The sequence below is a fragment of the Bradyrhizobium sp. 2S1 genome (assembly GCF_011516625.5).
GTDB classification, from domain to species: Bacteria; Pseudomonadota; Alphaproteobacteria; order Rhizobiales; family Xanthobacteraceae; genus Bradyrhizobium; species Bradyrhizobium septentrionale.
Genome location: NZ_CP147717.1, coordinates 9,358,575 through 9,373,444, shown reverse-complemented (window position 1 = coordinate 9,373,444; position 14,870 = coordinate 9,358,575). Strand labels below are relative to the sequence as shown.

Genomic DNA, 14,870 nt, shown 5'->3' with positions numbered 1-14,870 from the left:
CTGATCCCCGTTGCCCGCTCCGAACCGGGATCAACCCATCACCGCGCGCCGGCGGCGTCAATCATCCCGACCGCGCTATCCAGAGCATTCCGCGCAAGTCAAGCCCAGGCACCCGTGATCCTCTCGTGACGCTCACGACATTCGGAAGGCTTGCAGGGCGATGAGGTGGCCGGGCTCACGCCCGGCTCTCCCATGGGATACAGCTACCATTGGTGGGCCATGCCGCACGGGCCGACCGGCATCCACGCCGCTGTTCGAAACACCTGTTCCGCCGGTTGTGGCTCTTCACGGACATGGCCGGACCTGTGGCTGATGTCGCCTTCTGACCCCGAGCGGACCTCGTGGACTGTTAACAAATCCGCTACCATCTCGATACCAATATGCCAGCATGCGCATTCTAGTTGCCTCTTTTGCAATTTTAGCTCTGAGCCGCGTAGCATTCGCGCTCGACGTTCAGGTAGGCGATCAGGTCATCGCGGTTAACGACGGCATCGGGTGTTCGGGGTGGGCCTCCTTTGAAGCCCTTCACGACACTGATCCACGAACGCTGAAGAACAAACTCCCCGCTGGATGTCTGATAGTTCACGGCGCGCCGCCCGCCTTGTTAGTCGTTGATGCAGTGAAGGAAGGCGCCGCCGCTATCTGCGTTCGTGTGAATGCCTCCTCGGCGCCCTGCTTTTGGTTTTCGCTCGACAAGATTAGAACGCTGTTGTCCGCCGGTCAGAGCAGGACTTAGTGGCAAGCTGAGTTTGAGGGCTATTCCGCTGATGGCCCAAGGCCGACATGCAGCGACGTCGGTTTCGACGTCAGCTTCCGAGACCGAAGCGGACGTGACGAATCTATGAGTACAGGCCCTACTTACGCCCGCGAGGGCGCGTCCGCGAGCGAGCTCAGCGCAATCCCGCCGACAATCAGGGCCGCAGCAATTGCCAGCGACAGATCAATCGGCTCGCCGAGCAGCAGCGCCGCGGTCACGATGCCGACGATCGGCGTCGCCGTGGTGCCGAGCGAGGTGGTCAGCGCCGGCAGGCTCTTGTTGACCATCGACATCGCCCAATAGGCCAGCGCAGTGCCGATGAAGCCGGAATAGAGGAACAGCAGCACGAGGTGCGGCGACCAATTCACCTCGGGCACGCCCTCGGTGACCAGCGCCGTCGTCGTCAGCACCAGCGTCGCGACGAGCACCTGCCACAGCAGGAGCTGCAGCGGCGTCGCGATCCAGCGGTGCGAGCGGATATAGATGATGTTGGCGGCCCAGCAGATCGCAGCGACGATGATCATGCCGGCGCCGGCGATGATGTGCAGATTGCTCCAGTCCAGCGACGCCGGGTTGAGGATCACGCAGAGGCCGGCGAGCCCCGACGCGACCCCGACCAGCTTCAATGTACCGAGCCGTTCGGTGCGCGCGGCACCGGCGGCAAGAGCGACCCAGAGCGGCGTGGTGTAGCCGAGCACCACGCCCTTGCTCGCCGGCAGATAGCGCAGGCCGGCGGCGGTCAGTGTCGAGAAGAACGTCATGTGCAGCAGCGCGACGCTGAGCACGACAGGGACATCGGCGATCCGCGGAATGATCAGATTGCCGCTGGCGCGCAGGATCACCAGCAGGGCGATCAGCGCGATCCAGCTGCGGATCGACGCGGTCCATAGCAGCGGCACCGCCTGGACCAGCGATTTCGTCACCGACCAGTTGATGCCCCAGGCCAGCACCACGACGATGAACAAAGCGGCGGCTTTGGCCGGCGACAGCGATTGATTCACGGCAGCGTCCTTGCAGGCGATACCGCTTGTGAATGGATCATGCTGGCTCTCTCGAAAGGGCCAGATTTGATAGACTGAAGGAGCCAGATTGATTCTCGCCGAATTGCTCGCGCTGAAGCGGTCGGATGATGCCGGCCTGGCCGCGCAGCTGACGGGGCAGCCGCGCGCGCTGATGGCAAGCGGCCGGATCAGGAGCGGCGCCGTGCTGCCGTCGAGCCGCACGCTCTCGGCCGAACTCGACGTGTCGCGCAACACGGTGACGCATGCCTATGAGCAGCTCGCGGCCGAGGGATATCTGCGCGTCGCCGCGCGGCGCCGGCCGGTGGTGACCGACGATATCGAAGCGCGCTTTGCCAAGGCTATGCCGGCGCCACGGCGTGATGCCGCGCGCAAACCGTTGCTGTCGCCCTGGGCCTTGCAGCTCTCCGACACGGATTGGCCGCTGTCCTATCAGGCCGATTTCCGGCCGCTGCGTCCCGGGCTCGCGGACGCGCGCGAGTTTCCGCACGAGATCTGGGCGCGCTGCCTGCGCCGCAGCGCACTGCGCCGCCGCTTCAACGACCAGACCGTGGTCAACCGGCCAGCGCTGCGCGAAGCCTTGCTCGACTACCTCGAAATCAACAGAGGCGTGCACACTGAGGCCGATCAGATCCTGATCCTGCCGACGGCGCAGGCGGCGCTGACGCTGATCGCCGCGACCACGATCGTGCCTGATGATACGGTCTGGACCGAGGATCCCGGCTATCCCGGCGCTGCGGCGGCGTTTCGTGCGGCCGGCGCCGACGTCGTCGGAGTTAGGCTGGATCAATGGGGCATGATGCGGACGCGCGCGGCGCGTGCGCCGAAGCTGATCTTCACGACGCCGTCGCATCAGCACCCGACCGGACGGGTGATGCCGGTTGCACGCCGCACCGAGCTGCTGGCGTTGGCCGAGCCCGGCAATACCTGGATCGTCGAGGACGATTACGACGGCGAGTTTCACTATGACAGCCGCCCGATGCCGGCCCTGCAAGGGCTCGATCGCGAGGGGCGGGTGCTCTATCTCGGCACCTTCGCCAAGGCGATGACCGCCGATATCCGGATCGGCTATCTGGTGGTGCCGCTGTCACTGGCGCGGACGATGGAGATCGCGCAGCGGCATCTCGGGCTGATCGCTTCCGTCCATGTCCAGGAGGCGCTGGCCGGTTTCATGGCCGACGGGCATTTTCTGGCGCATGTCAGGCGGATGCGGCGGATCTATCGCTCGCGCCGGGACCATCTCGCTGCGGCACTGGCGCGGCACCTCGACGCCGTGCTTGCGGCGGAGGTGCCGCCGGGCGGCATGCAGCTGATTGCCCGCTTCAAGGACGGCGCCGCGGACCAGAGCGCGGTGGCGCGGCTGGTTGCCGCCGGCGTCGAGGTGCGCGCGTTGTCAAGCCTCGCACTAGAGCGGCCGCGCGACCACGGCCTGTTGCTCGGCTTCGCCGCCTGGCGCGAGAACGAGATCGGCGCCGCGGTGCGGACCATGGCGAATTGCCTGACGGGGAAGCGCGCGGCGCGTGAGTAGAGGGGCGCTCGCACGATTTCTGAATAATGGAAAAATATCCCTGAGTTGCCCGACGTGTCAAGTTGCCTTGTCGAACGCCGGCGGCCGCCGGCTACTTTGCATGGGGTTGTTTTCGATATTTTTCAGCGCGCTCCTGCGACGGCCCGCAAGCGGGAGGGGGGATGCAGCTGACATGCTGCTACGGCTCTGCCCGTCTCGCTGCGTCGAGGGCTTAATCCGCTGCCTTGGTGACGATCCGCACCTCCGACGTCAGCGTCTTGTGCACCGGGCATTTGTCGGCGATCTCCATCAGCCGCTTGCGCTGGTCGAAATCGAGATCACCCTCGATCCTGATGACACGGTCGATCTGGTCGAGCATGCCTTCGCGCGTCTCGCACTCCTTCGCATAGATCTTGTTGTGCGTGAGCGTCACGGTGATGCGATCGACGGGCAGCGACTTGCGGTCGGCGTACATCCGCATCGTCATCGAGGTGCAGGCGCCGAGCCCGGTCAGCAGAAAATCATAGGGGCCAGGGCCGGTATCCTGGCCGCCAGCCGCGACCGGTTCGTCGGCCACGAGCCGATGTGGCCCGGTCGTGACGATTTGCTGGAATTTGCCGTTGCGCGTCTCCTGCACGACAACATTGCGCGGGGTGCTGCCGGCATCAGCTACTGGCTGCGGCGCGAGATCGACGTAGCGTTCCGCCCAGGCGCCGATCACGTCGGCGACATAGGCGGCGTCCTGCTTGCCGCTCAGGAGATGGTCCGCACCCGCAAGCGAGACGAAGCTCTTGGGATGCTTGGCGGCGATGAAGATATTGGTGGCGTTGTCGATACTGACGGTGTCGTCGGTCGGCGAGTGCATGACCAACAGCGCCTTGTGCAGCGTTTTGACCTGCGCCATCAGATTCTGCTCGGCGACGTCGTCGAGGAATTCGCGCTTGATGCGGAACGGTCGGCCGGCGAGCGACACTTCGCCTTCACCCTGCGTGCGGATGTCCTCGAGGCGGTCCTTGAAAAAATGCGTGACATGGGCGGGATCGGAGGGCGCGGCGATGGTGGCGACCGCCTTCGCCTCGGGGATCCGGCCTGCGGCTGCGAGGATCGCGGCGCCGCCCAGGCTGTGGCCAATCAGGATCGCGGGCGCCTTGCGCGTCTCGCGCAAATGGTCGGCGGCGCGGACGAGGTCGGCGACGTTCGACGAGAAGGTCGAGTTGGCGAAATCGCCCTCGCTGGAGCCGAGGCCGGTGAAATCGAACCGCAACGTGGCGATGCCCTTGGCGGCGAGCGCGACCGCGATGCGCTTTGCCGCCAGCACGTCCTTGCCGCAGGTGAAGCAGTGCGCGAACAGCGCATAGGCCTTGATCGGCCCGTCGGGCGCATCAAGTGCTGCGGCCAGCTGATGGCCGTCCACACCGGTGAATTGAAAGCGTTCGTGCGGCACGGGCAGGCTCCATTTTTCTTGGTGGTTGTCAGTCGCCAGAATAGCGCTGTTCGGCCCAGGGATCACCGCGATTGTGATAGCCGCGCACCTCCCAGAAGCCCGGCGCATCTTCGGTCAGGAATTCGATGCGCTGCAGCCATTTGGCGCTCTTCCAGAAATAGAGATGCGGCACCACCAGCCGCACCGGCCCGCCATGCTCATGCTCCAATGGCTTGCCCGACCAGCTATGGGCGAGCAGCGCGTCCTCGGCGGCAAAATCCTCGAGTGGCAGGTTTGTCGTATAACCGTCATAGGACTGCAGCGCGACGAAGCGCGCGTCCTCGCGCGGCCGGCAGGCGGTGAGCAGGTCGCGAGTGGCGAGCCCCTCCCACTGATTGTCGTAGCGCGACCAGGTGGTGACGCAGTGGATGTCGGAGACGAATTGCGTCTGCGGCTGCGCCATGAATTGCGGCCAGCTCCAGTAGATCGTCTGCTCCACCGCACCGTAGACATCGAGCCGCCAGCGCTCCTGCGTGACGTTGGGCATCAGCCCGAGATCGAGCACCGGCCAGTCCGCCGTCAAATGCTGGCCCGGCGGCAGGCGCTGCTCCTCCGGCCGGGTGATCTTGCCGGTGAGGAACTTGCCTTCGCGCGCCCAGCGCTGCTTGCTGCGCGTCAGCTTGCTCTCGGGCGGTTCCTGGTCCTCGGTCATTGGCGTTGCGCCATCATTCGTGGCGATGCATCGCGGATTCGTGCTTGGTGTCGCGCATCGTCGAGTAGATCAAGAGCGACAGGAAGATCATGCCGCTGAGGTAATAATAGAACCAGTCCTCGTGCCCGACGCTCTTGAAATAGAGCGCGACCGCGGGCGCGGTGCCGCCGAAGATCGATACCGTGATGGCATAGGGCAGGCCGACGCCGAGTGCGCGGACGTTGGTCGGGAACAGCTCGGCCTTCACGATTGCATTGATCGAGGTGTAGCCGGCGACGAAGATCCAGGCACCGCAGATCAAGAGGAAGGCGATGAACGGCGACTTGGTGTCCTTCAGCGCTGTCAGGATCGGCACTGTCGAGATCGTGCCGACGACGCCGAAGAAGATCAAAAGCGGCTTGCGGCCGATGCGGTCGGAGAGGCCGCCATAGATCGGTTGCAGGATGGTCGCGAAGATCAGCGAGCCGAAGATCACGAAAGTGGTCTGGTCCTCGGTCAGCCCGACCGACAGTTTGACGAAGGTCTGCATGTAGGTGGTGAAGGTGTAGAACGCCGCGGTGCCGCCGGCGGTGAGGCCGACCACCAGCAGCAATTCGCGCGGGTAGTTCAACAGGCCGATGATCGAGCCGGTCGGCTTGGAGACCTTCTTGGCCTCCTCGAACGCCTCGGTCTCGTGCAGGCCGCGCCGCATCACCGCTGCGAAGATCGCAAGCCCGGCGCCGATCACGAACGGAATCCGCCAGCCCCAGGCCTTCAGCTCGTCCGAAGTCAGGAATACCTTCTGCAGCAGCAAGAGCACGATGATCGCGGTGAGCTGGCCGCCGATCAGGGTGACGTATTGGAAGCTCGAATAGAAGCCGCGGTGCTTGGGGTCGGCGACCTCGCTGAGATAGGTGGCGCTGGCGCCATATTCGCCGCCGAGGCTCAACCCCTCGATGATGCGGGCCAGCGCCAGGATCGCCGGCGCGGCAATGCCGATGCTGGCATAGGTCGGCGTCACTGCGATGATCAGCGAGCCGAAGCACATGCAGACCACGGATAACGTCAGCGACAGCCGGCGGCCGTAGCGGTCGGCGATGTAGCCGAACAGCCAGCCGCCGAGCGGGCGCATCAGGAAGGTCGCGGCAAACAGCACGGCGGCATTGAGCTGCTGCACCACCGGATCGCTGTGCGGGAAGAACGCCGGTGCGAAATAGAGCGCGAAGGCGGTATAGGCGTAGAAATCATACCACTCGACGAGATTGCCGACCGAGCCGATGAAGATCGCCTTCACCCGCCGCTCGACGTCGTGGATGTCGAGATGATCGCTCGCGGATTGAGCGGTTTGATCGGTCATAAGCTAGCCTCCCGGACTCGTCGGTTCGATTCCGGGGCAAGCTACCTCATTGAATGGTGCGATGTAACTGCTGTGTCCGGCCGCTCAGGCGGTCTTGCCGAACAGAACAGGCAGTTGACGCGGCCCGCGCACCGTGCCTTCGGACCAGGTGACCTTGCCGGCTGGATCGAGCCGGAAATCCGGAATCCGCTTCAGCCATTCCTCGATCGCGACCTGCATCTCCATCCGCGCCAGATTGGAACCGACGCAGCGGTGAATGCCGAGGCCGTGGCGGTTCTCCTTGCGGTCGATCACCACCTTGTCCGCGTTGGGGAACATGGCGGGGTCGCGATTCGCCGCCGGGAACGACAGCAGCACCATGTTGCCGGCCTTCACCGGGCAACCGGAGATCGTGGTCTCCTTCATCACCTCGCGCGCCATCGTCACCGGCGCATAGGCGCGCAGGAATTCCTCGATCGCAGTCGGGATCAGTGCCGGCTCCGCAATCAGCCGCTCGCGATCGGCCGGCGTCTTGGCGAGGTGCCAGAGCGAGGAGCCGATCGCGCTCCAGGTGGTGTCGATGCCGGCGATCAAAAGCAGCCGCAGCGAGCCGAGCACGTGCTCGTCGGTGAGCGGCTGGCCGCCGGGGCCCTTGGCCCGCAGCAGCTGCGAGATCAGGTCGTCGCCCGGCGCAACCTTGCGCTGCTCGAGATGGGCCATGAAATAGCCGGTCATCTCGCGCACGCCGTTCATCAGCTCGTCTTCGTTCTTGATGCCGAGCTCGAGGATCTGGTGGATCCATTTGATGAAGAGGTCGCCGTCCTTCTCGGGGATGCCGAGCATGTGGGCGATGGCGCGCACCGGGATGTGCTTGGTGTAGCGCGCCGCGGCGTCGCAATGGCCATCGGCGATGAATTCGTCGATCAGCTCGTTGCAGATCGCGCGCACCCGCGGCTCCAGCCGCGCCATCGCGTCCGGCGTGAACGGCGGCAGCAGCACCTGCTTGGCGGGCTTGTGCTCCGGCGGATCCGAGGTGATCGGCGGCGCGCGGGCGGTGATCTCGGGGCGGACGTCGCGCACGATGACGCGGCGCGAGGAGAAATGTTCGGTGTCGTAGGCGATTTCCTTCACCGCCTGATAGGTGGTCGGCATGTAGCAGCCGAGGAAGCGCTCGGTATGCACGACCGGCGAGGCTGAGCGCAGCGTCTCCCAGATCGGGAACGGATCGTCGGTCCAGACCGGGTCGGTGTGGTCGAAATCATGGACCCAGTCGGTGACCGGGGGATGCTCGGGCAGATAGGTTGCGGACGGGGAATCGGACATCAGCTCGTTCCTTCTCGTTCGATCAAACGCTTGGGCTCAACGGGAGGCGCGCGGCCGCCCCGGCTGGCCGTCATTCCTCGGTGACTTCGATCGCGATTTCCGGGCAATTGGTCTGTGCGAGCCAGGCCTTGTCCTCGAGCCCGGCCGGAACGGTCCCGTCGCCGGCCTCATGGGCATTGCCGTATTCGTCGAGCTCGAACAGTTCGGGGGCGAGTGATTTGCAGCGGGCGTGACCCTGGCATTTGTCCTGGTCGACGCGGATTCTGAGCTTGGACATGCAAGCACTCTCCCTCGGCTCTGGCGCACCGCAGGGCGCGCCGGGTTCCTCATGTCTTGATTACGCAAGTTCTAGCTTGCTTGGGCGGCCGGCCTCTTAACCTGACCGCCAAGTTATAGCATATTACATTATCGTCGCGCTTGCGCGTCAAGCAAAAATTCAGCGATCATTGCCGCAATGGGACAAATCGTTCATAAGCCGTTCAAAACCTACCACCATGGCGACCTCCGCGAAGCCCTGATTCAGGCCGCGTTGCGCGAGGTCGAGCTTGGTGGTCCCGAAGCGATCAGCATCAAGGCGCTGGCCAAGCAGCTCGGCGTCTCGCAGCCGGCGCCGTACCGGCATTTCGCCGACCGCGAGGCGCTGCTCGAGGCGGTGACCGCGGAAGCGTTCCGGCAGTTCAACGTGATCATGCGCGAGGCGATCGAGCAGCCGGGCAAGGGATCGAAACTGTCGCGGTTTGCCCAGGCCGCACTGGCCTTCGGGCTCCAGCGCCACGGCATCTACCGGCTGATGTTCGCATCGCGCACCATGGCCTGCGCGCCTGTTGGCAGCGAGCTGCACACCGCAGCGATGGAAACGCTCGCGCTGCTGATCGAGTCGTTCGAGGCGCCGGCCGTCGGGCTGTTGCGCGAGCGGCAGGCGCTGAAGATCTGGGCCGGGCTGCACGGTATCGTGATGCTGGCCGAGCAGGGCCTGCTTACCGGCGAGTCCGCCCAGATCAGCCGTGAGGAGCTGTTGGACGAGATCGTCGAGCAGACCAAGCTCGCACTCACCGTCGCGCTCAAGGCGACGGAAGACAAGGCATAAAGCATGATCCGGAAAAGTGCGAAGCGGTTTTCCGAGAAGATCATGCTCAAACAAAGACCTAAAGCACGGCGATGATTCAACCCAATCTCATCGCGCTTTAGGCTGCTTTATCTCGGCGGCCGCGGATCGATCGGGGTGGTGCCGCGCACGCCCAAAATATCCTCCAGCACCTTCGCACCGGCCAGAAGCTGCGCCTCGGCACGCGGTTTGGCGACCACCTGCAGGCCGACCGGCAGACCCGACGCGGTGAAGCCGCAGGGCAGCGACAGCGCCGGACAGCAGGCCAGCGTGATCGCATAGACGATGCCGAGCCATTCGACGTAGTTGTCGAACGTCTTGCCGTCGCATTCGGCAACATAGCGGTTCTCGACCGGGAATGGCGGCACGATGGTCGCGGGCGCCAGCAGCAGATCGTAGGTCTCGAAGAATTCGAGCGCACGCGCGGTCATCGCGACGCGCTGCGCTTCAGCGCGCTCGAGCTTCTCGACCGTGAGCTTGAGGCCCTCCTCGATGTTCCAGATCACCTCGGGCTTGAGCAGGTCGCGCTTGGTGCGCAGCAATTCGGCCTTGCTGATCGCAAAATCGAACGCGCGCAGCACGTGGAAGCATTCATGGGCCTCGCGCAAATCGGGATGCGCCTCCTCGACGATCGCGCCGGCTTCGGCAAAGCGCTCCGCCGCCTTGCGGGTCACCGCCTTGACCTCGGGATCAACGGGCGTGATGCCGAGATCGGGCGAATAGGCAATGCGCTTCGGCTTGCTGCCGGAGCGTGTCGCCGAGAGGAACGACGTCGGCAGCGCGGGCAGCGACAGCGGATCGGCGGCATGCTCGCCGCTCATTGCGTCCAGCAGCAACGCGAGGTCTTCGACATTGCGCGCCATCGGTCCCTGCACGCCGAGCGTGCGGTCGACGCCGAATTTCGGCGTGTGCGCGACGCGGCCGATTGACGGCCGCAAGCCCACGATGCCGCAGAAGCTTGCGGGGTTGCGCAAGCTGCCGCCCATGTCGGAGCCGTGGGCGAGCCACGCGGTGCCGCTCGCCAGTGCCGCCGCGGCGCCGCCGGAGGAGCCGGCGGCCGAGCGCGACGTGTCCCAGGGATTGCGGGTCGGGCCGAACACCTCGTTGAAGGTGTTGGCGCCGGCGCCGAATTCCGGCGTGTTCGACTTGGCGTAGATCACGCCGCCGTTCTGTTCGAGACGCTCGACCAGAATGTCGGACTTCGCCGGGATGTTGTCCTTGAAGATCGGCGAGCCCAGCGTGGTCAGCACGCCTGACACGGCGGTGAGATCCTTGATCGGAACGGGAAGGCCGGCGAGCAGGCCGCGCTCGCTGACCGGCTTCTGCATCAGGGCCTTGGCGTGGCTGCGGGCGCGATCGAAGCAGAGTGTGGGCAGGGCGTTGACCTTGCCGTCGACCTCGGCGATGCGCTTTTCCAGCACATCGAGCAGATCGAGCGGCGTGACGTCACCGGCCTTCAGTTTCCCGACGACGGCACACGCCGTTTCCTTCACCAAGCCCTGATCAGCCATGCACCGTTGCTCCTATGTGTTCTGTTTGCTTGTGCTGTAGAACATTTCCTGCCGTTGTGGCAATGCGACGAGAACCGAAGGGGCAGAGATGGCAGCGTTGTTTTCCGCGCTGGACTGGCGCGCGATGAGCCAGCAGGAGCGCGACCTCGGCCTGAACAACGGCGTTGCCGTCAAGGGCAGCGTCGAGATCGCCGCCGGCTGGGAGCAGCGCTCGGCGGCACTGCGGCAGCAGCATTCCGACCATCTCGATCTCAGATACGGCCCGCGTGAGCGCAACCGGATCGACTTCCTCAAAGTCCGCGACGGCGCGCCGACGCTGCTGTTCATCCACGGCGGCTACTGGCAGACCCGTGCCAAGGAAGTGTTCACGATCTTTGCCGAGGGGCCGATGGCGCACGGCATCAATGTCGCGCTGATCGGCTACACGCTGGCACCGGATGCGATGGTCGATGAGATCGTCGCCGAGATTCATGCCGGGATCGATTTTCTTGCGCAGCAATTGCCGGGCCTCGGTGCCGCTGCCGATGGTATGGTCGTCTCCGGCTGGTCGGCCGGCGGGCATCTAACCTCGATGGCGCTGTCGAACCCCAATGTCCGGGCCGGCATGGCGATCTCAGGCATCTACGACCTCGAGCCGATCAGGTACTCCTACCTCAACGACAAGCTCCGACTTGATGAGGCGATGTCGCGGCGCAATTCGCCGATGATGCAGCAGGGCGGCACGGCAAAGCCGTTGTCGCTGGTGGTCGGCAGCGCCGAGCTGCCGCTGCTGCGCAAGCAAACCGCCGATTTCGCCGGCCATCGCGCCCACTACGGCTTGCCGCTGACCTATGAAGAGATCCCCGGCGCCGATCATTTCTCGATCATGCACCAGATGCAGGCGCCGCAGGGCCGGATCACGACGCTGATCCGGCAATTGTTCGAGCGGACCGCGTCATCCTGAGGTGCGAGCCTCTTCGGCGAGCCTCGAAGGATGACGCAGCCCGTGGCCCATCCTTCGAGACGCCGCTTCGCGGCTCCTCCAGCGACAATGGCGAAGCCATTGCGCGGGGATGACGGTGGAACAAGTGGCACGATCTCGGACTAGCCCCACCCCGACGTAAGCCCCCCATCGACCGTGTAGATCACGCCCGACGTATACCCGGCGCGGTCGGACGCCAAAAACGCCATCAGATCGCCGATCTCGCGCGCATGCGCGGGACGGCCGAGCGGCATGCCTTTCTGGAATTCCTTGTAGCGGTTCTCGTCGCCGAACTGATGCTTGGCGCGGGTCTTGAGCAGGGTGACGTGGCGGTCGGTGCCGACCGGACCGGGATTGATGCCGACGACGCGGATGTTGTCGGCGAGGCTCTTGCCGCCGAGCGCGCGGGTGAACGCCATCAGTGCCGCATTGCCGGCGCTGCCGCAGATGTAGTTGGCGTCGAACTTCTCGCCGGCCGCGCCGATGTCGTTGACGATCACACCGCCGCCGCGCGCCTTCATCTGGGCATAGATCGCGCGCGTCAAATTGACATAGCCGAACACCTTGAGCTCCCAGGCGTGCCGCCAGGTCGCCTCGTCGATCTTGTCGATCGAGCCGCCCGGGATGTCGCCGGCATTGTTGACCAGGATGTCGATGTCGACGGCCTCTTTTGCCAACCGCGCCAGGTCTTCCGATTTGCGCAGATCGACCACGCTGGTCGCGGCGTCGATCTGGTGCGCGGAGCGCAGCCGCTCCGCCAGCGCCTTGAGCTGGTCGCCGTTGCGGGCGGCGAGCAGCAGGTTGGCGCCTTCCTCGGCAAAGGCTTCGGCGGCGGCCGCGCCAATGCCCTTGGAGGCGCCGGTGATCAGGACACGTTTGCCGCGCAGATGCAGATCCATGGGATGTCTCGCTTGTTATGAGGAACGGATATCGGCGAATTTGGTGGGGCAGGGTCGCGCCGCGGTCAACACTGCACTGCAGCGTTGCGCTGGCGCGAAGTTTGGTCCATTGCAGGGCCATCAGGATAGGCGGCATTGCCGGCCGGGCAAATCACAAGGGTGTTCTCGATGAGCAGCAAGAAGCAGTATCGGATTGCGGTCATTCCCGGCGACGGTATCGGCAAGGAAGTGATGCCGGAGGGCCTGCGCGTCATCGAGGCGGCGGCAAAGAAGCACGGCGTCGACGTGAAGTTCGACCATTTCGACTTCGCCTCCTACGACTATTACGAGAAGCACGGCGAGATGATGCCGGCCGACTGGAAGGAAAAGATCGGCAAGCATGACGCGATCTATTTCGGTGCGGTCGGCTGGCCGGCGAAAATACCTGACCATATTTCGTTGTGGGGTTCGCTGATCAAATTCCGCCGCGAATTCGACCAGTACGTCAATCTGCGCCCGGTGCGGCTGATGCCCGGCGTGCCGTCGCCGCTGGCGAACCGCAAGCCCGGCGACATCGATTTCTGGGTGGTGCGCGAGAACACCGAGGGTGAGTATTCCTCGGTCGGAGGCCGCATGTTCCCGGACACGGACCGCGAATTCGTCACGCAGCAGACGGTGATGACCCGCATCGGCGTCGACCGCATCCTGAAGTTTGCGTTCGATCTGGCGCAGTCGCGGCCGAAGAAGCATCTGACCTCGGCGACCAAGTCGAACGGCATCTCCATCACGATGCCCTATTGGGACGAGCGCGTGGAGGCGATGGCCAAGAAGTATCCGGGTGTGAAGTGGGACAAGTACCACATCGACATCCTCACCGCGAACTTCGTGCTGCATCCGGACTGGTTCGACGTCGTGGTCGGCTCCAATCTGTTCGGGGACATCCTCTCCGACCTCGGCCCGGCCTGCACCGGCACGATCGGCATCGCGCCGTCGGGCAACATCAATCCTGAAGGCGATTTTCCCTCGGTGTTCGAGCCGGTGCACGGCTCGGCGCCTGATATTGCGGGCCAAGGCATCGCCAACCCGATCGGCATGATCTGGTCGGGCGCGATGATGCTGGAGCATCTCGGCGAGAAGCAGGCGGCGGACGCCATCGTCGGCGCGATCGAGCGCACCCTCGGCGAACGCACGCTGCGCACCCGCGACCTCGGCGGCAACGCCGACACCACGGCCTGCGGCAAGGCCGTCGCGGAGATGGTGGATTAAGCTGCGCTGTCAATCACGGGGTCGTCCTGGCGAAAGCCAGGACCCATTACCCCGAGTGCTTGTTGTCTTGATAGGCCTGACCACCGCCCTGCGCGATGACACAGGCCGGTGGTAATGGGTCCTGGATCGCGCTCGCTACGCTCGCTTGTCCAGGACGACGTCGATAATTAAATTACTTCACGATCCTTCGGCAATGCTCCCATGCCGCGTGGATCAAATTCTCGCTCGCTTCGGGCGTGCGGAAGGCGGAATGCGCCGACAGCGTCACGTTCGGGATCTTCGTCAGCGGGTGATCCTTCGGCAACGGCTCGATGTTGTAGACGTCGAGGCCGGCGTGGCGGATGTGGCCCGAGTTGAGCGCATCGATCATCGCCTGCTCGTCGACGATGGCGCCGCGGGCGGTGTTGATCAGCACCACGCCCTTCTTCATCTGCGCGATCCTGTCGCGCGTGATCATCCCGCGGGTCTCGTCGTTCAGCAAGAGATGGATCGAGACCACGTCGCTCTGCGCCAGCACCGTGTCGAGATCGACGAATTCGATGTCCGGATGGCTCTTGGGCGACCGGTTCCAGGCGATCACCTTCATGCCGCTGCCGAGCGCGATGCGCGCGACCTCGGCGGCGATGCCGCCGAAGCCGACCAGGCCGAGCGTCTTGTCGGTCAGCTGCATGCCGTCCTCGCGCAGCCAGTTGCCGGCGCGCATCTCGCGATCCATCTGCGCGATCACGCGCGCCGAGGACCACATCAGCGCGATCGCGGACTCCGCGACCGCGGTGTCGCCATAGCCCTTGATCAGGTGCACGGCGATGCCGAGCTCGGCGAGCTCCTCCGGGTTCATGTAGCTGCGCGCGCCGGTGCCGAGGAACACGACATGCTTCAGGCCGGCACACTTCTTGGCGACGTCAGTCGGTAATGCAGTGTGATCGACGACCGCGATCTCGGCGCCGTCGAGCACCGCCGGATAGTCGTCGGGCTTGATGTCCGGGTTGCGGTTGATCCGCATCTTCGGACCGCCTGGTTTCTCCAGCCGCTCCGTGATCACCGCAAGCGATTCATTGGCGTCGACGAAAACTGCGCGCATGCGCACCTCCAG

Annotated in this window: 14 protein-coding genes; 5 read left to right on the top strand and 9 right to left on the bottom strand. The window is 64.7% G+C overall.

Annotated elements, in window-relative coordinates:
• Positions 1-388 precede the first annotated feature (388 nt).
• Entirely contained in the window at positions 389-736 is a 348-nt protein-coding gene (locus tag HAP54_RS44765; protein WP_166297799.1) for a hypothetical protein, read from the top strand.
• A gap of 122 nt (positions 737-858) precedes the next feature.
• Here HAP54_RS44765 and HAP54_RS44760 read toward each other — a convergent pair whose 3' ends face one another.
• Positions 859-1,758, bottom strand: coding sequence for a DMT family transporter (locus HAP54_RS44760; protein WP_166297798.1), 900 nt, complete (start codon positions 1,756-1,758; stop codon positions 859-861).
• 88 nt (positions 1,759-1,846) lie between these two features.
• Between HAP54_RS44760 and HAP54_RS44755 the strand changes: the two genes are divergently transcribed.
• The gene (locus HAP54_RS44755) at positions 1,847-3,304 is read left to right on the top strand and encodes a PLP-dependent aminotransferase family protein (protein ID WP_166297797.1); all 1,458 of its coding nucleotides are present in this window, start codon (positions 1,847-1,849) and stop codon (positions 3,302-3,304) included.
• Positions 3,305-3,515: 211 nt separating this feature from the next.
• Here the strand turns inward: HAP54_RS44755 and HAP54_RS44750 are convergent, their stop codons facing one another.
• From HAP54_RS44750 to HAP54_RS44730, 5 genes are all read right to left on the bottom strand, one after another.
• A complete protein-coding gene (locus tag HAP54_RS44750) occupies positions 3,516-4,727 on the bottom strand; it encodes a bifunctional alpha/beta hydrolase/OsmC family protein (RefSeq protein WP_166297796.1) in 1,212 nt (403 codons plus the stop codon).
• Positions 4,728-4,755: 28 nt separating this feature from the next.
• On the bottom strand, positions 4,756-5,418 hold the full coding sequence (locus HAP54_RS44745; protein WP_166297795.1) for a sulfite oxidase-like oxidoreductase: 663 nt from the start codon (positions 5,416-5,418) through the stop codon (positions 4,756-4,758).
• A gap of 13 nt (positions 5,419-5,431) precedes the next feature.
• Positions 5,432-6,754 carry an MFS transporter gene (locus HAP54_RS44740; RefSeq protein ID WP_166297794.1) on the bottom strand — a complete coding sequence of 441 codons (1,323 nt, stop codon included), beginning with the start codon at positions 6,752-6,754 and terminating at the stop codon, positions 5,432-5,434.
• Between the two features lie 84 nt (positions 6,755-6,838).
• Positions 6,839-8,056, bottom strand: a complete 1,218-nt coding sequence (locus HAP54_RS44735; RefSeq protein ID WP_166297793.1) for a cytochrome P450 — start codon at positions 8,054-8,056, stop codon at positions 6,839-6,841.
• A gap of 70 nt (positions 8,057-8,126) precedes the next feature.
• Complete coding sequence (locus tag HAP54_RS44730; RefSeq protein WP_029078045.1) at positions 8,127-8,333, bottom strand: ferredoxin; 207 nt, start codon at positions 8,331-8,333, stop codon at positions 8,127-8,129.
• Between the two features lie 177 nt (positions 8,334-8,510).
• Between HAP54_RS44730 and HAP54_RS44725 the strand changes: the two genes are divergently transcribed.
• Positions 8,511-9,143 (top strand): TetR/AcrR family transcriptional regulator, encoded by a 633-nt coding sequence (locus HAP54_RS44725; protein ID WP_166297792.1) that lies wholly within the window; start codon positions 8,511-8,513, stop codon positions 9,141-9,143.
• 107 nt (positions 9,144-9,250) lie between these two features.
• Here HAP54_RS44725 and HAP54_RS44720 read toward each other — a convergent pair whose 3' ends face one another.
• The gene (locus HAP54_RS44720; RefSeq protein ID WP_166297791.1) at positions 9,251-10,672 is read right to left on the bottom strand and encodes an amidase; all 1,422 of its coding nucleotides are present in this window, start codon (positions 10,670-10,672) and stop codon (positions 9,251-9,253) included.
• A gap of 88 nt (positions 10,673-10,760) precedes the next feature.
• On the opposite strand from HAP54_RS44720, the gene HAP54_RS44715 reads away from it, so the two are divergent.
• On the top strand, positions 10,761-11,615 hold the full coding sequence (locus HAP54_RS44715) for an alpha/beta hydrolase (protein WP_166297790.1): 855 nt from the start codon (positions 10,761-10,763) through the stop codon (positions 11,613-11,615).
• Between the two features lie 140 nt (positions 11,616-11,755).
• Here HAP54_RS44715 and HAP54_RS44710 read toward each other — a convergent pair whose 3' ends face one another.
• On the bottom strand, positions 11,756-12,532 hold the full coding sequence (locus HAP54_RS44710; RefSeq protein WP_166203600.1) for an SDR family oxidoreductase: 777 nt from the start codon (positions 12,530-12,532) through the stop codon (positions 11,756-11,758).
• 168 nt (positions 12,533-12,700) lie between these two features.
• On the opposite strand from HAP54_RS44710, the gene HAP54_RS44705 reads away from it, so the two are divergent.
• Positions 12,701-13,777 carry a tartrate dehydrogenase gene (locus tag HAP54_RS44705; protein ID WP_166203602.1) on the top strand — a complete coding sequence of 359 codons (1,077 nt, stop codon included), beginning with the start codon at positions 12,701-12,703 and terminating at the stop codon, positions 13,775-13,777.
• A 172-nt stretch (positions 13,778-13,949) separates the two neighbouring features.
• On the opposite strand, the gene HAP54_RS44700 is transcribed toward HAP54_RS44705, so the two are convergent.
• Positions 13,950-14,858 carry an NAD(P)-dependent oxidoreductase gene (locus HAP54_RS44700; protein WP_166203604.1) on the bottom strand — a complete coding sequence of 303 codons (909 nt, stop codon included), beginning with the start codon at positions 14,856-14,858 and terminating at the stop codon, positions 13,950-13,952.
• Positions 14,859-14,870 lie beyond the last annotated feature (12 nt).